Source organism: Klebsiella sp. I138, from assembly GCF_051131765.1.
Lineage (GTDB): Bacteria > Pseudomonadota > Gammaproteobacteria > Enterobacterales > Enterobacteriaceae > Klebsiella.
Genome location: NZ_CP180447.1, coordinates 3669334 through 3691558, shown reverse-complemented (window position 1 = coordinate 3691558; position 22225 = coordinate 3669334). Strand labels below are relative to the sequence as shown.

21 protein-coding genes are annotated in these 22225 nt (G+C 55.3%); 9 read left to right on the top strand and 12 right to left on the bottom strand.

Features of this window, described 5'->3' with window-relative positions:
- Positions 1-82: 82 nt before the first annotated feature.
- On the bottom strand, positions 83-1333 hold the full coding sequence (gene yjeH / locus ACMYSK_RS17245; protein ID WP_434637198.1) for an L-methionine/branched-chain amino acid transporter: 1251 nt from the start codon (positions 1331-1333) through the stop codon (positions 83-85).
- Positions 1334-1563: 230 nt separating this feature from the next.
- Here yjeH and ACMYSK_RS17240 point away from each other — a divergent pair, with 230 nt between their 5' ends.
- The 3 genes from ACMYSK_RS17240 to ACMYSK_RS17230 all read left to right on the top strand — a co-directional run bounded on the left by ACMYSK_RS17240 (position 1564) and on the right by ACMYSK_RS17230 (position 4030).
- Positions 1564-1857 carry a co-chaperone GroES gene (locus ACMYSK_RS17240; RefSeq protein WP_003855929.1) on the top strand — a complete coding sequence of 98 codons (294 nt, stop codon included), beginning with the start codon at positions 1564-1566 and terminating at the stop codon, positions 1855-1857.
- 39 nt (positions 1858-1896) lie between these two features.
- Complete coding sequence (gene groL / locus ACMYSK_RS17235) at positions 1897-3543, top strand: chaperonin GroEL (RefSeq protein ID WP_434637197.1); 1647 nt, start codon at positions 1897-1899, stop codon at positions 3541-3543.
- 133 nt (positions 3544-3676) lie between these two features.
- Positions 3677-4030, top strand: a complete 354-nt coding sequence (locus ACMYSK_RS17230) for a DUF4156 domain-containing protein (RefSeq protein ID WP_004856962.1) — start codon at positions 3677-3679, stop codon at positions 4028-4030.
- Positions 4031-4112: 82 nt separating this feature from the next.
- On the opposite strand, the gene epmB is transcribed toward ACMYSK_RS17230, so the two are convergent.
- Positions 4113-5144, bottom strand: a complete 1032-nt coding sequence (gene epmB, locus ACMYSK_RS17225; RefSeq protein ID WP_434637195.1) for an EF-P beta-lysylation protein EpmB — start codon at positions 5142-5144, stop codon at positions 4113-4115.
- Between the two features lie 40 nt (positions 5145-5184).
- Between epmB and efp the strand changes: the two genes are divergently transcribed.
- The 4 genes from efp to sugE all read left to right on the top strand — a co-directional run bounded on the left by efp (position 5185) and on the right by sugE (position 6747).
- Positions 5185-5751 carry an elongation factor P gene (gene efp, locus ACMYSK_RS17220; protein ID WP_434637193.1) on the top strand — a complete coding sequence of 189 codons (567 nt, stop codon included), beginning with the start codon at positions 5185-5187 and terminating at the stop codon, positions 5749-5751.
- Positions 5752-5838: 87 nt separating this feature from the next.
- Positions 5839-5970 carry an entericidin A/B family lipoprotein gene (locus ACMYSK_RS17215; RefSeq protein ID WP_434637191.1) on the top strand — a complete coding sequence of 44 codons (132 nt, stop codon included), beginning with the start codon at positions 5839-5841 and terminating at the stop codon, positions 5968-5970.
- Positions 5971-6142: 172 nt separating this feature from the next.
- Positions 6143-6289 (top strand): lipoprotein toxin entericidin B, encoded by a 147-nt coding sequence (gene ecnB, locus ACMYSK_RS17210; protein WP_159867629.1) that lies wholly within the window; start codon positions 6143-6145, stop codon positions 6287-6289.
- Between the two features lie 140 nt (positions 6290-6429).
- Entirely contained in the window at positions 6430-6747 is a 318-nt protein-coding gene (sugE, locus tag ACMYSK_RS17205; protein WP_434637190.1) for a quaternary ammonium compound efflux SMR transporter SugE, read from the top strand.
- On the opposite strand, the gene ACMYSK_RS17200 is transcribed toward sugE, so the two are convergent.
- The 5 genes from ACMYSK_RS17200 to frdA all read right to left on the bottom strand — a co-directional run bounded on the left by ACMYSK_RS17200 (position 6748) and on the right by frdA (position 10684).
- A complete protein-coding gene (locus tag ACMYSK_RS17200; protein ID WP_434637188.1) occupies positions 6748-7278 on the bottom strand; it encodes a lipocalin family protein in 531 nt (176 codons plus the stop codon). It lies immediately after the preceding gene.
- Between the two features lie 112 nt (positions 7279-7390).
- Positions 7391-7750, bottom strand: coding sequence for a fumarate reductase subunit FrdD (gene frdD, locus ACMYSK_RS17195; protein ID WP_434637186.1), 360 nt, complete (start codon positions 7748-7750; stop codon positions 7391-7393).
- A gap of 10 nt (positions 7751-7760) precedes the next feature.
- A complete protein-coding gene (gene frdC, locus ACMYSK_RS17190) occupies positions 7761-8156 on the bottom strand; it encodes a fumarate reductase subunit FrdC (RefSeq protein WP_434644176.1) in 396 nt (131 codons plus the stop codon).
- Between the two features lie 10 nt (positions 8157-8166).
- Positions 8167-8901 carry a fumarate reductase iron-sulfur protein gene (gene frdB / locus ACMYSK_RS17185; protein WP_434637185.1) on the bottom strand — a complete coding sequence of 245 codons (735 nt, stop codon included), beginning with the start codon at positions 8899-8901 and terminating at the stop codon, positions 8167-8169.
- Positions 8894-10684: a fumarate reductase (quinol) flavoprotein subunit gene (frdA, locus tag ACMYSK_RS17180; protein WP_434637183.1), complete on the bottom strand. Its 1791-nt coding sequence runs from the start codon at positions 10682-10684 to the stop codon at positions 8894-8896. The genes frdB and frdA overlap by 8 nt, the downstream gene beginning before the upstream one ends.
- A 277-nt stretch (positions 10685-10961) precedes the next feature.
- Between frdA and epmA the strand changes: the two genes are divergently transcribed.
- Positions 10962-11939: an elongation factor P--(R)-beta-lysine ligase gene (gene epmA / locus ACMYSK_RS17175; RefSeq protein WP_434637181.1), complete on the top strand. Its 978-nt coding sequence runs from the start codon at positions 10962-10964 to the stop codon at positions 11937-11939.
- Positions 11940-12022: 83 nt separating this feature from the next.
- Here epmA and ACMYSK_RS17170 read toward each other — a convergent pair whose 3' ends face one another.
- Together ACMYSK_RS17170 and ACMYSK_RS17165 are read right to left on the bottom strand one after the other, a co-directional pair.
- On the bottom strand, positions 12023-14122 hold the full coding sequence (locus ACMYSK_RS17170) for an alpha-galactosidase (protein WP_434637180.1): 2100 nt from the start codon (positions 14120-14122) through the stop codon (positions 12023-12025).
- A gap of 21 nt (positions 14123-14143) precedes the next feature.
- Positions 14144-15382 (bottom strand): oligosaccharide MFS transporter, encoded by a 1239-nt coding sequence (locus ACMYSK_RS17165; protein WP_434637178.1) that lies wholly within the window; start codon positions 15380-15382, stop codon positions 14144-14146.
- Between the two features lie 255 nt (positions 15383-15637).
- Here ACMYSK_RS17165 and ACMYSK_RS17160 point away from each other — a divergent pair, with 255 nt between their 5' ends.
- A complete protein-coding gene (locus ACMYSK_RS17160) occupies positions 15638-16618 on the top strand; it encodes a LacI family DNA-binding transcriptional regulator (protein ID WP_434637177.1) in 981 nt (326 codons plus the stop codon).
- Between the two features lie 15 nt (positions 16619-16633).
- Here ACMYSK_RS17160 and mscM read toward each other — a convergent pair whose 3' ends face one another.
- From mscM to rsgA, 3 genes are all read right to left on the bottom strand, one after another.
- Entirely contained in the window at positions 16634-19960 is a 3327-nt protein-coding gene (gene mscM / locus ACMYSK_RS17155; RefSeq protein WP_434637175.1) for a miniconductance mechanosensitive channel MscM, read from the bottom strand.
- A 24-nt stretch (positions 19961-19984) separates the two neighbouring features.
- A complete protein-coding gene (gene asd / locus ACMYSK_RS17150) occupies positions 19985-20911 on the bottom strand; it encodes an archaetidylserine decarboxylase (protein WP_434637173.1) in 927 nt (308 codons plus the stop codon).
- Positions 20912-21006: 95 nt separating this feature from the next.
- Positions 21007-22068, bottom strand: a complete 1062-nt coding sequence (gene rsgA / locus ACMYSK_RS17145) for a small ribosomal subunit biogenesis GTPase RsgA (RefSeq protein ID WP_434637171.1) — start codon at positions 22066-22068, stop codon at positions 21007-21009.
- Positions 22069-22225: the final 157 nt, after the last annotated feature.

Genomic DNA, 22225 nt, shown 5'->3' with positions numbered 1-22225 from the left:
TTTGGCCTGATCATAGTCGGGCCGACACCATGCTAATGAGCCGGATACGCGTTGCGCTACCCGGCTTTTTTTATGGCTGGTTTCATTGGGGAAGAACTGCCTTCCGGCGCTTTGGCAGCCACAGCCACAGTGCCGCCATGACAATCAGGGCGTACAGGCTCTTCCAGCCTACCATCGCCAGCAGAAGCAGACAAAGTACGCTCCCGATGGCGGCTAACACCCGATAGCGCCCGCGTAATAGCCGACAGCCCGCCAGCATGCACAGCAGATAAATCATAATAAAGATGCCGTTGGCATAGACAATCAGCGCATCGAGGTTGATATCCAGCCAGTAGATGCACAGCGTACTGATGACGCAGCAGCCCAGAACCACATTGAGCGCATTGCGTGGGATTTGCCGCGGCGACAGGCGGGCGAGATAGCTCCCCGGTGTGTACTGCGCCTGCGACCAGACCAGGCGGGCAAAGCTCTGGATATAGATATTGAGGCTGGCAAAGCAGGCGAGATAGCCAATGACACAGGCCACCCACAGCGCCTGCACACCAAACAGGCGAACCACAATATTAGGCAGCGACGCGGCGGCAGCCATATTTTCGCCGAAGGCGTGAAAATGGAGCACCAGCACGGTACAGGCCCAGTAAACCGACCCCGCCAGCAGCAGGCCGATCATCAGCGCACGGGGAAAATCGCGCTCGGGGCGTTTAAATTCTGCTGCCAGATGGGCGAAGGCCTCAAGACCGACAAAGCACCAGAACATCACCGACAGAGCGGCAAAAAGCTGAGGGCGGTCAATATTCTCTGGCGGCGGGAAGGGGATCTGTGCCGGGCTAATTCCGCCTCGCCACCAGACAGCGCCAATCAGTGCGACAATAAGGATCGCAACCAGCGTTTGCAGATTGGCGCTGGAGCTTGCACCACGCGACCCGACCCACCAGACGATGGCCAGCGTACCCAGCTCCGCCAGCAGCAGCTGGCTATCGTGCCAGCCAAACAGCGCCTGGCCGAAGCCGGTTGCAATATGCAGGGCCGCCGGGAGCCCGACCGGAATGACCGACAGGAATAGCCAGCCGGTGACGCGTTCCATATGGGAACCAAACGCCATATTCACGAAATGCGCCACGCCGCCTGCGCTGGGAAAGTGGCGGCCAAGTACGGCAAAGACAATGGCTATCGGGAAGACCAGCAGAATCAGCGCGGGCCAGGCCCACAGACTGTTATCTCCCGCAACCAGCGCGGCGAGAGCGGGAACGGCAAAGACGCCGGTGCCGAGTAGCGACGTAGAAAGCAGCCCCACTCCCTGAGCCAGACCCAACTCCTGCTTCAAACCACTCATGATGCTATCCTGCCCTGACAAAAGATCGATGGTATCACAATCGTTTTTGCTTATGACGATGGCCGATCTGTCTCTCATTCTGTGCGTCAGCGCACGAGGAAAAAATTTTTTTTAACTTTCCCCCTTGAAGCCGGAAAACCCACCCCCATCTCTCAGGCACTAGCCGGAAAACCCTATACGGGCCGGTGTCACCCATAACTGATAATGACTTTCTCAAAGGAGAGCTATCAATGAGTATTCGTCCGTTACATGATCGTGTGATCGTCAAACGTAAAGAAGTTGAAACCAAATCTGCAGGCGGCATCGTTCTGACCGGTTCTGCAGCAGCCAAATCAACTCGTGGCGAAATCATCGCTGTCGGTAAGGGCCGCATCCTGGAAAACGGAACTGTGCAGCCGCTGGACGTTAAAGTTGGCGACATCGTTATTTTTAACGACGGCTACGGTGTGAAATCTGAAAAAATCGACAATGAAGAAGTGCTGATCATGTCTGAAAGCGACATTCTGGCAATTGTTGAAGCGTAATTCGCGCGCGAAACTGAACGAATTTGAGGAATAGAAAAAATGGCAGCTAAAGACGTAAAATTCGGTAACGACGCTCGTGTAAAAATGCTGCGCGGCGTAAACGTACTGGCAGATGCAGTGAAAGTGACCCTGGGTCCGAAAGGCCGTAACGTAGTGCTGGACAAATCCTTCGGTGCTCCGGCCATCACCAAAGACGGCGTGTCCGTTGCTCGTGAAATCGAACTGGAAGACAAATTCGAAAACATGGGCGCGCAGATGGTAAAAGAAGTTGCCTCTAAAGCGAACGACGCTGCAGGCGACGGTACTACCACCGCGACCGTACTGGCTCAGGCTATCATCGCAGAAGGCCTGAAAGCCGTTGCTGCTGGCATGAACCCAATGGATCTGAAACGTGGTATCGACAAAGCTGTCGTCGCTGCCGTTGAAGAACTGAAAACCCTGTCCGTACCGTGCTCCGACTCTAAAGCTATTGCTCAGGTTGGTACCATCTCCGCTAACTCCGACGAAACCGTAGGTAAACTGATCGCTGAAGCGATGGATAAAGTCGGTAAAGAAGGCGTGATCACCGTTGAAGACGGTACCGGTCTGGAAGATGAACTGGACGTGGTTGAAGGTATGCAGTTTGACCGCGGCTACCTGTCCCCGTACTTCATCAACAAGCCGGAAACTGGCGCAGTAGAGCTGGAAAGCCCGTTCATCCTGCTGGCTGACAAAAAAGTTTCCAACATTCGTGAAATGCTGCCAGTTCTGGAAGCCGTTGCGAAAGCAGGCAAACCGCTGCTGATTATCGCTGAAGACGTTGAAGGCGAAGCGCTGGCGACTCTGGTCGTTAACACCATGCGTGGCATCGTTAAAGTTGCTGCGGTTAAAGCACCGGGCTTCGGCGACCGTCGTAAAGCTATGCTGCAGGACATCGCAACCCTGACCGGCGGTACCGTTATCTCTGAAGAGATCGGTATGGAGCTGGAAAAAGCGACCCTGGAAGATATGGGTCAGGCTAAACGCGTTGTGATCAACAAAGACACCACCACCATCATCGATGGCGTGGGTGAAGAAGCTGCGATCCAGGGCCGTGTTGCTCAGATCCGTAAGCAGATTGAAGAAGCAACTTCAGACTACGACCGTGAAAAACTGCAGGAACGTGTTGCTAAACTGGCAGGCGGCGTTGCAGTTATCAAAGTCGGTGCAGCCACCGAAGTTGAAATGAAAGAGAAAAAAGCGCGCGTTGACGATGCCCTGCACGCGACCCGTGCTGCGGTAGAAGAAGGCGTGGTTGCCGGCGGTGGCGTTGCGCTGATTCGCGTAGCATCCAAACTGAGCGACCTGCGCGGTCAGAACGAAGACCAGAACGTGGGTATCAAAGTTGCGCTGCGCGCAATGGAAGCTCCGCTGCGTCAGATCGTACTGAACTGTGGCGAAGAGCCGTCTGTAGTCGCTAACACCGTGAAAGCGGGCGATGGCAACTACGGCTACAATGCTGCTACCGAAGAATACGGTAACATGATCGATATGGGTATCCTGGACCCGACTAAAGTGACCCGTTCTGCTCTGCAGTACGCCGCTTCTGTTGCTGGTCTGATGATCACCACCGAGTGCATGGTGACCGACCTGCCGAAAAGCGACGCAGCTGATTTAGGTGCTGCTGGCGGTATGGGCGGCATGGGTGGTATGGGCGGCATGATGTAATCGTGCGCTATACCCCTTAGAAACAAAGAAACCCCCGGGCAGAAATGCTCGGGGGTTTTTCTTTTTCTCATCTTTTTAGTATAAGGTGTACATCCGGGCCAGCGCGTCCAGCTCATTGATCATGGGGAATAACATGCAGGTAAGATATTTAGCAGGGATTGTCGGCGCAGCATTATTGTTAGCGGGTTGCAGTTCCAGCAACGAACTGAGCTCAGGCGGACAGAGCGTACGCTTTGTTGAAGATAAGCCGGGTGCGGATTGCCAGCTGTTGGGGACCGCGACGGGCAAGCAGAGCAACTGGCTGTCCGGTCAGAACGGTGATGAAGGCGGCTCCATGCGTGGCGCAGCTAACGCGCTGCGCAACCAGGCTGCGGCAATGGGTGGTAACGTGATTTATGGCGTGAGCAGCCCGACGCAGAACCTTCTGTCGAGCTTTGTCCCGACCGACAGCGAAATGAACGGTCAGGTCTATAAGTGCCCGAACTGATCTGATTCCATGCCTTTCTCACCGACGGTGAGAAAGCGGCCTGCGAGTCGAGGGTCTGCCAGCTTATCCCCGGCAGACCTTTTCACGAATGTTGTTTTAAGCCTAAATCCAGCGGCGTTTTGCTCGGCTCACCGCCGATTTCTCGCGCCAGCCTCGGCACCATATACCCTGAAACTAACGTCAACAGTTCGCGCATAATCGCCCGGGCTTCTTCGTCTTCGACCATAAAGTGGGCCGCGCCCTGGACTTTATCCAGCACGTGCAGGTAGTAGGGCATGACGCCCGCATCGAACAGTGCATTACTCAGATCGGCCAGCGTGTGCGCGTTGTCGTTGACGCCGCGCAGCAGAACGCTTTGATTCAGTAGCGTGACCCCGGCCCGACGCAGCCGCGCCATCGCGGCACGGAAATCAGCATCGATCTCATTGGCGTGGTTAATGTGATTGACCAGCAGCACCTGCAGCGACGAATCGGTAAAGCGCGTAACCAGCGCATCGGTAATCCGCGCCGGGATAACGACAGGCAGGCGGCTGTGAATGCGCAGGCGCTTAATGTGCGGGATGGCTTCCAGCTGAGTGAGCAACCAGTCAAGCTCATGATCTTTTGCCATCAGCGGATCGCCGCCGGAAAAAATGATCTCATCAAGCTGCGGATGCGCGGCAATATACTCCAGCGCCGCCTGCCAGTTGCGCTTATTGCCCTGATTCTCGGCATAAGGGAAGTGTCTGCGGAAGCAATAACGGCAATTTACCGCGCAGCCGCCCTTGACCAACAGCAGCGCCCGATTGCGGTATTTATGCAGCAGACCCGGCACGACGCTGTGCTGTTCCTCCAGCGGATCGGTGGAAAAACCCGGAGCTGAAATAAACTCGTCCTGCGAGGTAAGTACCTGACGAAGAAGGGGATCGTTGGGGTTCCCCGACTCCATGCGGGCGATAAATGCCCGCGGTACGCGCAGGGGGAAGAGGCGTTTTGCATCGCGTCCCGCCAGCAAGTGGGTATCAGTGTCTACATTTAAAAGATGCAGCAGTTCGTCAGGACTGGTCACAACATCTGCAAGTTGCGTTAACCAATCTTCTCTGGATGGGGTATTTAGGGTTACAATATGCGCCATTTTGTGGCTTAGCTACCAATTAACAAATTTAGAGGGCCTTATGGCGACTTACTATAGCAACGATTTTCGTGCCGGTCTTAAAATCATGATGGACGGCGAACCTTATGCCGTTGAAGCCAGTGAATTCGTAAAACCAGGCAAAGGCCAGGCTTTTGCGCGCGTTAAGCTGCGCCGCCTGCTGACCGGGACTCGCGTAGAGAAAACCTTCAAATCTACCGACTCCGCTGAAGGCGCAGACGTTGTTGATATGAACCTGACCTACCTGTACAACGACGGTGAGTTCTATCATTTCATGAACAACTCCACTTTCGAGCAGCTGGCTGCCGACGCGAAAGCCGTTGGCGATAATGCTAAATGGCTGCTGGATCAGGCTGAATGCATCGTGACCCTGTGGAACGGTCAGCCTATCTCTGTTACCCCGCCGAACTTTGTTGAGCTGGAAATCGTTGAAACCGATCCAGGCCTGAAAGGTGACACCGCAGGTACCGGCGGCAAGCCAGCGACCCTGACCACTGGCGCAGTGGTTAAAGTTCCGCTGTTCGTTCAGATTGGCGAAGTCATCAAAGTGGATACTCGCTCTGGCGAATACGTATCCCGCGTGAAGTAATCATGCCATAGAGAGTTGGCGCAGCAGCGTGCTGCGCCTGCTATCGCCGTCAAAGAAACAGCAGGCCATCAACCGCAGGCAAGGAAGATGAATAACCCGATAAAACTTCTGCTCGTGCTCTCTCTGAGCGCCGCTTTGCTGACCGGCTGCAATACCGTCCGCGGCGTTGGCGAAGATATCCGGGGGCTGGGGCATGCTATTTCGCACGCGGTCAGCTAGCGCCTTTTTAGTTGATTGTTTTGATTTATCACCGCTTCGCCGTACCGTTTCGCTTACACCTTTCGTTTCATCCCTCCTTTTCTCTTAAAAAACGCTGAGATCCCGCCATCCTGGGTCAGGTTGTCTATGCTTATAAGGCACGATAACTAAAACTGGTAATAAGGATGACATTATGGTGAAAAAAGCAATTGCAGCGTTCTTTACGGTTTTGGCCCTTTCTTCTGTGTTGACCGCATGTAATACAACGCGTGGTGTTGGTCAGGATATTTCAGAAGGTGGCAGCGCCATTTCCGGTGCCGCGAATAAGGCTCAGCAATAGACCCCGACGGTACGGTTGTCGGCCGTACCGTTCTTCCCATCGTGCGTTCTGCTGGTTATAATCTCTCCGCTTTCATCCACACCTTGCGGGACGACCCGTAAGCGTATCGCATTCGGGGACGGCCCCATAAAGGGAGTCCTATGTCCTGGTTCGTTTTGTTTATCGCCGGTCTGCTGGAAGTGGTCTGGGCGGTTGGTCTGAAATACACCCATGGGTTTAGTCGCCTGGTGCCAAGCGTGATAACCATTGTTGCCATGGTGCTCAGCATGGCGCTGTTGTCATGGTCGATGAAAACGCTGCCTGTCGGCACCGCCTATGCTGTCTGGACGGGCATTGGCGCAGTCGGTGCGGCCATCACAGGTATCGTCCTGCTGGGCGAATCTGCCAGCGCCATGCGAATTGCCAGCCTGGCGTGTATCGTGGTCGGCATTATCGGGCTGAAGATCAGCGCGCACTGACTAGTAGCGCTGGTTGACCCAAATAAGCTTGCTGACGTCGAAGCCCTGTCGGGTGGCAATGTCCAGCATCTGCTGTTTGACTTCCGGTGAGATTTTCGGCGAGCGGGCCAGCAGCCAGAGATAATCGCGGTCTGGCCCGCAGACCAGCGCATAGTGATAATCTTTATCCAGGGCGATCACGTTGTAGCCGCCGTAGAAAGGTCCAAAAAAGGAGACTTTCAGCGCCGCACGAGTCGGCTGGCCGGTGAAGTACGCTACGCCATCGGTTTTCTGCCACATACCCCGGTCGGGGTTATAGCCTTTATTCACCACGTCCAGCCCGCCATCGTCGCGCAGGCTGTAGGTGGCGGTCACTTTCTCAAGACCACTTTCAAACTGATGGTCGAAGCGAGCGATTTCATACCAGGTGCCGAGATAGCGCTGGGTATCAAACGGACTGACCACCGTTACGCCTTGTGGCGGCGTTGGCGTGCTACAGGCGACAACCAGAAACGACGCGGCGACAACCGCAATAATAGGCAGCACACGCATAGCATTTTCCTTGCTGGCTTTTTAGCTAAGTGTAGATTCTGTCGGGAAAAAAGCGGGGATATTTTCTGCAAAAGAGAGCCCGGTAACAGAATGCTACCGGGCTTCAGGGACGTTAAATAAACAACACGCCAATCAGCGTCACGACGGTCAGAATGGCGGCCAGGCCGTAGAAGACCCACTTACCATTCGGGACGTGAATTTTCAGATCGTGCATGGCGTGATGGATTCGGTGAAGCCCGCACCACAGCGGCAGGACGATCATCAGGAAGATGAAGGCGCGACCGACAAAACTGTGGGCAAAGCCCAGTACGCGTTCGTAGCTGAACGCATCGCCCGGCGCCAGGCCTAACGGCAGCAGAATACCGACCAGCAGTACCATGACCGGAGCGACAATCGCGCCCCACATACCGCCTGCGCCAAACAGGCCCCAGAAGACGGGTTCATCAGAGCGTTTTGGGTTGGGATTGATCATTTCAGCCTCCTTACCAGAACAGGGCAACAAACAGGATGACTACGGTCACCAGTGCGGTCACCACCCAAAGCCCTTTAATGACCGGCTCTGGCCCCATTTTTTCACCCTTGATAATGATATTGGCGGCTTTCGGCGCCAGCTCAAACCAGGTTTTGGTGTGCAGTAACGCGGCGGCAAGCGTGATCAGGTTCAGGATCACCACGATGGGGTTTTGCAGAAAACCCACATAGCCAGCCCAGCTTTCTGCGCCATGCTTCAGGGCAAACAGCCCGTAAATTAGTACGATACTGAACCATACCGTGGGCAATGCGGTTCCTTCACGCACCATGTAGAAGCGATAAAACGGCAGTTTTTTCCACCAGGTGGACGTCATCGGCCGCACATAGGGTTTGCGTTTAGTCGTCATCATGCACTCCTTAGCGTGGTTTCAGGGTGGCGATAAGAAAGTCTTTCGAACTTTCTACCTTGCCCTGCTGAATGGCGGCTGCCGGATCGACATGCTTCGGACACACTTCAGAGCAATAGCCCACGAAGGTACAGGTCCAGACGCCGTTCTGACCGTTAAGCTGCGCCATGCGTTCCTTTTTGCCGTGGTCGCGGCTGTCTTCGTTGTAGCGATGGGCGAGAGTGATAGCCGCCGGACCGATAAACTCCGGATTAAGACCAAACTGCGGGCAGGCGGCATAGCACAGGCCGCAGTTGATGCAGCCGGAGAACTGATGGTATTTCGCCATCTGCGCCGGAGTTTGCTTGTTTGGACCCTGATCCGGTGTACGCGTGTTGCCGATAATGTAGGGCTTAATCGCCTCCAGGCTTTCGATAAAGTGGGTCATGTCGACCACCAGATCGCGCTCAATCGGGAAGTTGGCCAGCGCCTCAACCTTAATGCCCTTGGTGTATTCGCGCAGGAAGGTTTTACAGGCCAGTTTTGGCACTTTGTTGACCATCATCCCACAGGAGCCGCAGATTGCCATACGACAAGACCAGCGGTAGCTGAGGTCAGGTGCAAGGTTATCTTTGATGTAACCCAGCGCGTCGAGCAGCGAGGTTTGCTCATCATAAGGCACTTCATAGAATGCGCTGTGCGGTGCCGTGTCTACTTCCGGGTTGTAGCGCACCACTTCAATCTTGAGGTTTTTCATCTCAGCCATTTGTCGTCTCCTTCTTCTCGGCTGCTTCCGCTTCTGCGCCATATACGCGTTTCGCCGGCGGCAGAGTGGTGATTTTCACATCGCCGTAATCCAGGCGCGTGGTGCCATCTGCATCGCGGAAAGCAAGCGTATGCTTGAGGAAATTGACATCATCACGTTCGGTGCAGCCTTCATCCAGACGCTGGTGCGCACCGCGTGACTCTTTACGTGCAATAGCGGAGTGCGCCATACATTCGGCAACGTTCAGGCCATGGCCCAGTTCGATGGTGTAAAGCAGGTCGGTATTGAAGACGCTGGAGTTGTCGGTGATACGTACGCGTTTAAAGCGTTCCTGAAGCTCCGCCAGCTTATCGACGGTTTTCTGCATGAGCTCCGGCGTACGGTAAATACCGCAGCCTTCTTCCATCGACAGCCCCATTTCGTCGCGAATTTTCGCCCAGTTCTCGTTCCCTTCCTGATTGACGAGATCTTTAAGGCGTTTTTCCACGTCGGCGGCCTGTGCATCCAGCGCCGTGCCGTTTGCTTCTCCGGCTTCCGCCGCACGCTTCATCGCTTGTTCACCGGCGAGACGACCAAATACCACCAGTTCTGCCAACGAGTTGGAACCGAGGCGGTTGGCGCCATGCAGACCGACGGAAGAACATTCGCCGACTGCAAACAGGCCTTTAATCCGTGTTTCGCACTGCTGGTCAGTTTCAATGCCGCCCATGGTGTAGTGTGCGGTCGGGCGGACCGGAATTGGTTCTTTCACCGGATCAACGCCGACATAGGCTTTTGCCAGCTCGCAGATAAACGGCAGGCGCTCAAGCAGCTTTTTCTCACCGAGATGGCGTAAATCGAGATAGACCACATCGCCGCGCGGCGTCGGGATGGTGTTGCCTTTACGCCATTCATGCCAGAAGGCCTGGGAGACTTTGTCGCGCGGACCGAGCTCCATGTATTTGTTTTTAGGCTCGCCCAGCGGCGTTTCCGGACCCATGCCGTAGTCTTGCAGATAACGGTAGCCGTTTTTATTGACCAGAATACCGCCTTCACCGCGGCAGCCTTCCGTCATCAGAATCCCGGATCCCGGCAGGCCGGTTGGGTGATACTGGACAAACTCCATATCGCGCAGCGGGACGCCGTGGCTCAGTGCCATGCCCATCCCGTCGCCGGTGACGATGCCGCCGTTGGTGTTGTAGCGATAGACGCGTCCCGCACCGCCGGTGGCCATGACCACCGCGTTTGCGCGGATTTGGACCAGGGAACCTTCCATCATATTCATCGCCACCAGGCCGCGGGCCTGGCCATCGTCGACGAGAATGTCGAGGACGAAGTGTTCGTCGAAGCGTTGGATTTGCGGGAACTGGAGGGAGGTCTGGAACAGGGTATGCAGCATATGGAAGCCGGTCTTATCGGCGGCAAACCATGTGCGTTCGATTTTCATCCCGCCGAAGCGGCGCACGTTGACACTGCCGTCCGGGCGACGGCTCCACGGGCACCCCCACTGCTCAAGCTGGGTCATTTCCGTGGGACAATGATGGACGAAGTAATCGACGACATCCTGCTCGCAGAGCCAGTCGCCGCCGGCGACGGTGTCGTGAAAGTGGTACTCAAAGCTATCATGATCCTGCGCAACGGCGGCAGAACCTCCTTCGGCCGCCACGGTATGGCTGCGCATGGGATAGACTTTTGAAATCAGTGCGATTTTGGCATTTGGATTTGCCTGCGCCGCGGCAATAGCAGCACGAAGACCTGCTCCGCCAGCGCCAATAATGGCAAGATCGGCTTGAAAAGTTTGCACGACATTCCTCCAGTTTTTGTTTATTTCGCCGCCGGACTGGCGAAAATGTATCACTGCTCCTTTATAGGTAAAGGAGTATAGCCGCAGGGTTGATGGGGAAAATTGATGTGTTCGATTTTTTTGTCAATATGTGCGCCGGTTTATCAGTCTGGGTGATGAATTGTCACTGACAATAAGTTTCCCGAATGTCATATGGCCGACGTTCAGGCACAAAATTTGTCTCACCCGACGGTTACGAGTAGACTTCGTGCCCTTGTATGAAATCGGAGAAAGTAACATGAGCGAGACGGCAACCTGGCAGCCGAGCGCGTCCATTCCAAACCTGTTAAAACGCGCGGCGATAATGGCGGAAATTCGCCGTTTCTTTAGCGACCGTGGCGTGCTGGAGGTGGAGACGCCTTGTATGAGTCAGGCAACGGTGACGGATATTCACTTATTTCCGTTCCAGACCCGTTTCGTCGGCCCTGGCTATTCGCAGGGGATGGATCTTTATCTGATGACCAGCCCGGAATACCATATGAAGCGTCTGCTGGCCGCGGGCTGCGGTCCGGTGTTCCAGCTGTGTCGTAGCTTCCGCAATGAAGAAATGGGGCGCCACCACAACCCGGAATTCACCATGCTGGAGTGGTATCGTCCGTGCTATGACATGTATCGCCTGATTAACGAAGTCGATGATTTACTCCAGCAGGTACTGGAGTGTCAGCCGGCGGAAAGCCTCTCTTATCAGCAGGCGTTTTTGCGCCATCTTGAACTTGATCCGCTGTCAGCAGATAAAACGCAGTTGCGTGAAGCGGCGGCGAAACTCGATCTGAGCAATATTGCCGATACGGAAGAAGACCGGGATACCCTGCTGCAGCTGCTGTTTACCATGGGCGTTGAGCCGCATATTGGTAAAGATCGCCCGGCCTTTATCTATCACTTCCCGGCAAGCCAGGCCTCTCTGGCGCAGATCAGCACCGAAGATCACCGCGTCGCTGAGCGCTTTGAGGTTTACTACAAGGGAATTGAGCTGGCGAATGGCTTCCATGAACTGACCGATGCGCGCGAACAGCAGCAGCGTTTTGAACAGGATAACCGCAAGCGTGCGGCCCGTGGTCTGCCGCAGCAGCCGATTGATACTAATCTGCTGGGTGCGCTGCAGGCTGGCCTGCCGGACTGCTCCGGTGTGGCGCTGGGGGTGGATCGCGTGGTGATGCTGGCGCTGGGCGCTGAAAGCATCGGTGAAGTGATTGCCTTTACCGTTGATCGCGCCTAGGTTCCGTCACCTATGCAGGTGAGTGTTGCGCCGCTGAAGCATGCAGGCAACCCGACGGCAGCTGTCGCCGGGTTGACTGCGAGTTAGCGAGATATCTCAAAAATGGCCGCCGAGCGCGGCGGCATAGTGACCGTCAGGACCTCCTGTTCACTGTGCCAGACGGTGTTATGTTGCACGGTAGATGGATAGCCCTGTTGTACGCTGCCTTTAATCCCTGTCAGCGGTAGCGCGCAGCTCTCTTGCGATCCCTCGCGTCGCCAGACCGCCAGCCACACCTTACCTTCAGCAGATTTCATTCCCAGGGCCACCCATTCGTCGGTAAAGCTTGAGAGCCCCAGCGGCCAGAACGGTAGCCCGGTGTTGATGTGTTGGCGCAACGTTTTGTAGTAGCGAATAGCCTCTTTGACCTGTTGAAAGCCCCGATCGGAGAGTTCTGCCAGATGGCCGCTCTGGTGAATGCGCAGCAGCATCGCCGAGACCTGATTAAAGATGACTGCTTGTTCATCGTCATCGCGCAGCGGATAGGACCAGATGGCCGCCTGCTCCGGCGTTACGGCGGTAGGGGCATTGGCGGCAATGGTCGCATACTTCAGGTAATCTTCTTGATCGCTGGTGGACTGGATAGAGCAGCGGCTCAGCATGGCATAATCCATCCGCAGGCCGCCGCTACCGCAGTTTTCAATGATCAGCTGCGGATAGCGGGCAAACACGCGATCCAGCCACGCCAGCCAGGCCCGGTTATGTTTCAACAGACCATCACCGGCGCTATCAGCGTTCTGTTCGGTGCCGATGCCGGGTTCAATGTTGTAATCCATTTTGATATAGCCGACACCATATTCAGTGACCAGCCGGTCGATCACTTCATCGGCATGGCGAATGACCGCCGGGCTGGTAAAGTCCAGCTGGTAACGGCTGCGGTCAAACACTCGTTTACCGTGGCGCATGAAGAACCAGCTGTCGTCGGTTTCCTCCAGTTTGGGTGATTTCACACCCATGACTTCCAGCTCCAGCCACAGCCCTGGGATCATGCCTTTTTCGCGAATATAGCGAATCACGTGCTGAATGCCTTCAGGGAAACGCTCTTCGCTCGGTAGCCACTGGCCCACGCCGTTCCACCATGCACCTTTGTCATACCAGCCGCAGTCGATACAGAAATATTCGGCCCCGGCTTCAGCGGCGGCATCGATCAGCGGCAGTAGTTTTGCCGTCGTGGGATCGCCAAATAAGCAGTTCATGTAGTCGTTGAAGATAACGCCCAACTGCTGGTTATCATCATTGAGGCGCCGGGTGCGGCGGCGGTACTGGGTTAAGGTCGCCATGGCATCGGTGAAGCCCGCCTGGGAGACCCCTATTGCCACCGGGACAGAACAGAACGCGTCGCCGGGCTGCAGCTGTTTAAACCAGTGATGATAAAACTCATTCGGTCCACCTAACTGCAAATAGAGATGGTTGGCCTGATCGCCGATTTCCCAGTGCCATGAGCCGTTATGCTCAATTTGCCAGAACAGGCCGGCGCCGGTGCAGCGGTCTTCCAGATAGCCCATTGGCAGGTATTCTTTGCTCGACCACGCGCCGGTATTACTGTAATGCAGCGGTTTTGATGAGCGCTGCAACCCTTTCTGAATACAGGGCATGAACCCTAATTCATCAAACCGGTACTGCCGCCATTGCAGTTCACGGGTCCAGCTGTTGTGGGGAATATGCAATGTGAAGTTATCACCCCAGTTTTTGGCGCTCTCTTTGGCAATGCCGTTAATCACGAAGCTGGAAAGGTACTCTACGGTAAAAGCCTGGTGGCCTTGATTACGAATGACGCTCCAGCTGCGTATTAGCGCCAGATGGGTATAAAACTGATAATGAACCTCAACCTGTGCGGCGGTGTTGGTGTCATACAGGGTAAAAACCAGCTTGCGCCCGTCACGATTGTGGGAGTCCTGGTGTTGTTGGTAGCGTAGCGTATAGCCTGGAGCCGTAGCAGTGAACCCGGCGCCATGTCGTTCAAGCGGCTTATCCAGCCCGGAAATATTGACTTCAACCAGATTAAAGCGCGATTGCTCATCGTGGTTTGGCCCGATGGTGTCGGCATTAAACGGCAGGGCGGAAAAATGCAGCAGACGCGCCCGGTCGGCCAAATCGAAAACCATGGTAATACCGTTTTCAATGACGGATAAAAACTCTGACATATCAACTCCTGAATCGCAGGGTTATACGGTTGGCGCGGGGTGCAGTACCCGATTGCGCGATAATGTGAAAACAGAAATAACGGTGAAGCACAGTGCGATAATGCCGAGGACGGTATAGGACTGTTTAAAACCCATCGCATCGTACATACCGCCGATGGCAGTGCTCATGAAGATTTGGCTGAATTGCTTGGCGAACTGGAAGCCAATTAAGTACACGGTGGCAGACAGTCGCCAGTCGAAATTGGCGGCGATGTATTTCAGAGTGGCGATAATCAGGATCGAACTTTCGAAGCCGTGTAATAGCTTCATGGTAGATATCATGATCGGGCCGGTGGCCATTGCGCTGCCGATAATACGGAAGGTCATGATAAAACCGCAGTACAGCAGGGCGTTTTTGGGGCCAATACGATTGACGATGGCCGGTGCGAAAAACATGGTTAACGCATCAAGGAAAATCTGTACGGTGTAGAGATAGCCAAATACTTCTGCACCCCGTTCGCGAGTGGCGAAAAAGCTGCTGTAATAGACGGCAAACTGCTGATCGTAGGTTTCATAAACGGCCCCAACGCCTACCATATACAGCACCAGAAACCAGAAGCGTCCTGTTTGCAGCAGGGCCAGCACATCGCCGCGGTCTATTTTTACCCGCTGTGGGCTAAGCGCATCGTCTCGTATATGCAGGCCTGGGCGGAAGAAACAGAGCAGCACGGCGAGGATCAGTCCGGCACAGCTTGCCATGATAAAAATGTAGTTGGGGTTAATCGCGAAAAGCTTACCGGAAATAAAGGTACCGACCGCCGCCCCGATACCGCCCCACATTCTGGCACGGCCAAATTCAAATCCTTCGAGACGAGAAATTTTATCGATCCACGCCTCACAGATCCCGCAGCCGCAACCGAACGTCAGACCGATGAAGACGCCGCCCGCCAGAGCCCCGGCGATAATATTGATTTTGAGTAACGGGGCGAACACCCAGATCCACCAGGGGGCAAAAGCAATCATCAGCCCCGCCAGCATCCACATCAGGTGTTTACGGAAATTGAGCTTATCGGCAAGGATGCCGAAGACGGGCTGGAAAACCACGGCGACAATGGCGATGCAGGTATACACCATGCCGACTTCGGTTGAGCGAATGCCAATTTTTTCCGTTAGCCATAATGACAGCCAGGGAAAGCAAGAACCCCAGCCGATAAAGAAAAAGAGAAACCATATGCTCGAGAGCAGGTAGTTCTCTTGCTTCATACCCTTTGCCGATAACATATAAAACCTCATTTTTAGTAAACAAGATATTGTTACCTTAAAAATTAACTTAGCGTTCTGGGAAGAAGGCAATCAATGAAGCGTGAATAAGATCATGTTTCAAAAACAATTGAGCAATATATTTCATGGTGATAGCTAATATTTCCATATTTATCGTGGCGGGATTTTTGGCTTAAAAAATCGAGGGTTGCTGTGGACACGGCATAAATCTATAGTTAACGAATTGCTGTTTCTTTATTTTTTATTGGGAGCGACATGACAAAGCCGGTCAGGATCAGAGGTATTGCCGAGGCGTGCGGGCTGTCCGTCGCTGCGGTATCCCGGGCCCTCAAAGGGCAGCCGGGACTCAGGGAAGATACCCGGCAGAGAGTCATCGCGGTGGCGAAGGAAATGGGATACGACTTTTCCCGTCTGCGGGGAGATAAAATTAAGCGTGTCCTGTTTTTGCTCCATCGCCAGCATGATATTGCCCGTGCACTGCCTTTTTATTCCTTGCTGTTGCTCGGCGTGGAGGACCACTGTCGTGAGCAGGGGATTGCGATGAGCTTTCTCTCTATCGGGCCTGGCGATAATGTTGATGAACAAATTGCATTGCATCACCCTGATGCCCTTATTTGTGCCGGGTATTTTGAAAGCGCGTTGATCATGGCGATACAGAAGGCGAAACTGCCGATGGTGCTGGTCGATTTATGGGCCCCTGACCTGCCCTGTGTGAACCTGGATAACCAGCATGGCGGGTATCTGGCGACGCGCCATTTGATCGACACCGGGCGCAAGCGTATTGCCTTTCTTGCCAGCACCGCCGCCCACTACAGTATTCGTCAGCGGGAAAAGGGCTATCGTCAGGCGTTATATGAAGCACAGATGATGATGCCGCCGGAATATGAAGTGATTGCTTCACCGCTGGGGGATACCAACCAGTCGCTGGTGACGGCAATGAATGAGCTGTTGTCACTACCGGTACCACCGGATGCCATCTTCGCCTATAACGATGTGACGGCGATTGCGGCCATGAATATTTGTGAACGCCGCGGGGTCCGTGTCCCACAGGATATTGCCATTATCGGCTTCGATGATATTGCGCCTGCGGCGTGGAGCCGTCCGGCGCTGACCACTATCGCGGTCGACAAACATCAGCTCGGTTATCGGGCTGTGGGACTGTTGCTGGAAGGCATGATGCAGGCGGATGAAATGCTGCCCGTCACGCTGGTGGTAAGAGAAAGTACCGGGGGATAGCTCCCCCGGATGGTTTTACAGACTTCCTGCCGTGCGGTTGGATTTCCCTGCCGAGGTCAACGACTTACTGGTTTTCAGGCCATCAATGCTTTCCAGACGCATCTGGAACGGCGGGAATGGCATATCGATGCCGTGTTCGCGATAGCCGGCCAGAATCAGCTGGTGTATCTCGTGACGCAGCGGCATGCGATGCCCCATTTCGGCGGCGTAAATACGCAGCTCGAAAATCTGAATTCCCTGCTGCAGATCGACGAGGAACGCCTCTGGCGCCGGTGTATCGATCACCAGCGAGCAGCGGTGAGCGGCGGCGATCAGGATCTGCGTAACCTCTTCAGTATTGGCATCCGCTGGCGCCGGGATAGTTAACACCACGCGAGTGACCGAGTCAGAGAGCGACCAGTTGATAAACTGCTCGGTGATGAAGGCCTTGTTAGGCACAATAATCTCTTTACGGTCCCAGTCGCTGATGGTGGTCGCGCGGGTATTAATGCGGGTGACGCTACCGGTCAGATCGCGGATCGTGACCGTATCGCCAATACGTATGGGTTTTTCAAACAGGATAATCAGGCCAGAGATAAAGTTAGCGAAGATTTCCTGAAGACCAAAGCCCAGTCCCACACCGAGCGCGGCGACCAGCCACTGCAGCTTCGCCCATTCAATCCCGATCATTGAGAAGCCCATCAGGCCACCAATCAGCATCAGCAAATATTTGGTGATGGTAGTGATGGCATACCCGGTCCCCGGGGTGAGATCGAGGTGTTGCAGAATCGCCAGCTCCAGCAGCGCCGGGAAATTTCGTACCAGCTGGGTGGTGATAATCAGCACCAGAATGGCAATCAGGACAGCGCCGAGCGTAATCGGCTCCAGGCTTTCAACGCCCTGCACCGTCGAGGTGACATCCCACAAGGAGATATTTTCGAGGAAGCCGAACGCGGAGTGAATTTCTGACCACAGGACGATCACCGACACCAGCGCGATTAGCATTAGCAGTGAACGGACCAGGCGCAAGGACTGAGTACTGATCGCGTCGAGATCGATTTCACTCACTTCGCTTTCTGCCGATCCTTCAGGGCTGCTGGAATGAGCTACATCGTCTTCGCCACGGGCACGCTGAGCAAGAATTTCCGCTCGCCGATGTTTCGCGCGGTCGAAGGCCAGCCGACGTCGCTGAATCAGCATCCAGCGGCGGATGATGTGATAGACCACCAGCAGCAGGAACCAGATAGCGACGGAGGTCTCCAGTCTAGCCAGCAGCGCCTGGGCGGTAGCCAGATAGCCGATAGCCGCTGCCAGCATCGCGATTAACGGCGCGCCGAGCAGCAGGTTCCACAGCATCCGGTTAAGCATATTATCGCCGTTCCCGGACTTATCGAGATACAGCGGGATCCCGGCGTGCTTCAGGCTCAGGGTCACCAGCGCCAGCGCCCCGCAAATCAGCAGGAAGCACAGGCGGCCGAGCGAAGCGGAAAACTCACGGTCGTTAAGATTATCAAACATGATCAGCGCGATAATCAGCGGGACGATCAGGCCAATGCTCATCAGATAGTAGCGCATGGCTTTGGTGACCCGGCTACGCGGCCAGCCGAAGTGCGCGATAAACAGGCCGTTCGGACGCGCGAAGGTGGCGCAAATCATCACCACCCACAGCAGCGGCACCGTGGCGGTGACGCTTTCGCCGATCGCCACGGCCAGCGGGTAGGGCCATGCCGATTGCAGGCCGTAACCCAGCGTCATCCACAGAACGGGGAGGGGAGAGGCCACCAGTATCGACCAGAACACCGTGCGCAGCGTGAGCCAGAAATGATCCTGGGTCACTTTGCCGACGCGGGCGCTGGAGCGTTCGAGGAAGCGAGTAAAGTGGCGGCGCGAGCTGATGCTAAAGCCGACCAGAATCAGCGCCCCGAACAGCGGCAGCAGCGTTTCCTTGCTGGTTAACATCATCGCGCTGGCTTTGCCAAGCTGGCTGACGGTATCGAGAGAGACCAGACGACGCAGGTCGTGGACGATTTCCAGCGGCCATGAAAAACCGATTGGGCTGACGTCCGAGGTCCAGAACAGATAGCGGTGCGTTGCTTCGTTGATCTCTTTCAGCGCGTCTTCCAACTGGCTGTTGGAGACTTTCAGCTTGGTCAGCTCCAGAATCAGCGTATCGCCGCCCTGCAGCAGCGAGTTGAGCAGTTCACCTTGCGTACGCAGCTGTGCTTCAAGAATGCGATTTTGTTCGCTGGTGAGCGGCTCACCGTCTGCCTGGCGAAGCAGGCGTAGCTGCGGCTGGCTGCTCAGCAGATCCTCATAATGCAGGCGCTGTACCCGCAGCTGTGCCATTTCGGTATCCAGCTGCTGTGGTTTCGGCGTTTCCGGCAGACGAGCTACCTGGGCGCGTAAAGCTTCGCCGAGCAGATTGGAGGACCCGAGCCACTGTGACTGTTCGCGTAGGGTATTTAACGCCTGGCGGACCTGCAGCGTTTGGTTGGCTGCCTGACGCTGCTGCGAGGCCACCAGATCCATGCGCTGGGCCTGCTGGTTCAGCGCCTGAGACAGCTCGCGGTTGACTTTAAACTGGGCCACGAGCTCAGGCGGCAGGTTCTCGCTGTTTTCCGCCAGCAGCTCGGTGCTTTCCAGTGCTTTTTCTGCTTCACGCTGACGCTGGCTATTAAGCTGATTACGCAGCGCCTGCAGGTAGCCGTCGAGCAGCTTGCCCTGCTTCTGCGCCAGCTCGCCGCGCATCCGCGACAGCTCCTGGCGATTGTTTGCCGAAAGCTGAGCCAGATCCAGCTCGTTCACCAGCGCTTTCAGACGCGCAGATTCCGCCTGCAGGCCGAGATTCTGAGCCTGTGCCAGCGGGGTATTGCTGTTCTGCGCGCCGACCCGGCGTTCCACTTCATTCAGCTGACGTCGCGCGTCGGTCTGCTGCTGCGGAAGCTGATTAAGCGAATCGGCGATATCGCGCGCGCGTTCCTGCTCCTGTTGCGCCTGACGGCTGGCTTCGAGCAGCTGGCTGCTGACCTGCAGGATTTCCTGGTTCAGGGCATCGGTGGAGAGGCTGGTTGAGGCCTGGCGCGGTTCATCGGGCAGATTGCCGATTTGTGAACGCAGCGTCTGGAAAAGTTTGGGGAAGTTATCGATAACCTGCTGATACTGACGCGCGCGCTCAAGAGAGGCGCTGCGTTCCTCAAGGGCGTTCAGTGCAGACTGTAAAGCTTCAACGGTACCAGGCTGGGCGGGTTTTGCCGCCTTCGCCTGTTCCAGTTCCTGAGCGATCAGTTTCGCATCGGGGGCTGTCGCTGCGTACGCCCCCAGACTGAGGCTCCAGGCCAGCAGGAAAATATATATCAGGCGCACGGCATAACCCTTTTTTGTCAGGAATTAACCTTCGTCTTGCGTCGCATCGCTCAGTGGGCTGGCGTCTTCTGCGGTTGCGGACATGGTCTCTACGGCAGTTGCCAACGGCTGGCCAAGTTTGGTGACGGAGAGATTTTGCAGCTGTTCAACCAGCTTCACCTTGCCCGGAGCAAACAGGTTGATAACCGTCGAACCGAGCTTAAAGCGGCCCATTTCCTGGCCTTTCAGCAGCGCGATGGAACCTTCGCTGTCGCCCGCAGGCCAGGTCCAGCGTTTGATGACGCCTTCACGCGGCGGAGTCACCGTACCGGACCAGACGGTTTCGATGCTGCCCACAATCGTCGCACCGACCAGGATTTGCGCCATCGGGCCAAACTCAGTATCAAACAGGCAGATAACGCGCTCGTTACGGGCAAACAGATTCGGAACGTTCTGCGCGGTCAGGTGGTTAACGGAGAACAGATCCCCCGGGACGTAGATCATCTCGCGCAGGATACCGTTGCACGGCATGTGCACGCGGTGATAGTCACGTGGTGACAGATAGGTGGTGGCGAAGGTGCCGTTGCGGAACAGTTCGGCCATCTGGTAGTTACCCGCCAGCAGCGCTTCCAGGGTGTAGTTGTGGCCTTTCGCCTGCAAAATTTTGTCATCTTCGATAGCGCCCAACTGACTGATGGCACCATCAGCCGGCATGACCAGCACGTTAGGATCGGTGTTCAACGGACGCGCGTCTTCGCGCAACGGGCGCACGAAGAAATCGTTGAAGGTGCGGTAGCTGGCGGTATCCGGTTTTTGCGCCTCTTTCATATCGACCTTGTAGCATTTCACGAACAGATCGATGACCAGTTTCGTCAGCCAACCCGCTCGTTTGCTCGCACCCCAGCCTGCGAGGCGGGTGAGCCACAGTTTAGGCAGAATGTATTGCAGTGAAAGTTTAAGATCGTTTAACAAGGTAGCCTCCAGGCCATTATTTGTCGTTCCTGACCCCGCAAACGTGCGGGGACCTGAAAAAAGGGGGACGATTCTAACGATGCTCAGCTTAAATGTCAGTCATCGGATGATGAAAAGCTTTTACGCGTTTTTACCTGTACCTGCGTCATGCTTTCCAGAATGCGGTGATAGTTTTCAAAACGGCTCTCGGCAATGCGGCCATTTTCTACCGCCTCACGAATGGCACAGCCCGGATCGGTATCGTGCTTACAGTCGCGATATTTACAACGACCTAAATAGTCATGGAATTCGACAAAACCGTGGGTAATTTGTTCCGCGTCCAGATGCCACAGCCCGAATTCGCGTACCCCGGGGGAGTCGATGACATCGCCGCCGTGCGGGAAGTGGTAGAGGCGCGCGGCGGTAGTGGTGTGCTGACCGAGACCTGAGTTGTCTGACACGTCATTGGTCAGGATCTGATCTTCATGCAGACCCAGCAGTGCGTTCAGCAGACTTGATTTACCTACCCCGGACTGTCCGGCAAAGATACTGATACGGTCGGTGAGGGCTTCCTCAAGCGGCTTGAGGCCGTCCTGAGTACGGCTGGAGACCATCAGGACCTGATAACCGATGCCGCGGTAGATATCCATTTGCTCATTAACGAAGGCCATGCCGTCGTCATCCAGCAGGTCGGTCTTATTGAGCACAATCAGCGGCTCAACGTCCAGCGTTTCGCAAGCCACCAGATAGCGGTCAATAATGTTGAGTGACAGCTCGGGGAGGATCGCGGAAACAATGACGATTTGATCGATGTTAGCGGCAATGGGTTTGACGCCATCGTAGAAGTCCGGTCGCGTCAGTACGGAGGTACGATCGTGCACCGCTTCAACGATTCCTTTCACGTTGACGCCGTCAGCGGCATCTTTGCCCGGCCTCCAGACCACGCGATCGCCGGTAACCAGCGAACGGATTGTGCGGCGAATGTTGCAGCGGTGAACGCTACCGTCGGCGGATTCGACATCGGCATGCATGCCAAAGCGGCTGATGACGATCCCTTCAGAGGTCTCACCAAACAGGTTGTCATCGTAATCGGCCTTCTCCGAAGTCGTTTTCAGGCGGCGCTGGTGGTTGGCCTTCACGCGGCGCTGTTGGCCTTTGGAGAGTTTATTTTTACTCAATCGAACTGGCTCCTGGTCGCCCTAAGTGGGCAAAACCTCTATGATACACGCTATCTAAGATGAATATCGACCCGTCATCTTGCAAGATGCTGGTACGTTGTTTTGCCTGCATCCTGAAGTTTTACGGGCCAGAATTGTAAAATTATGGGTGGAAAAT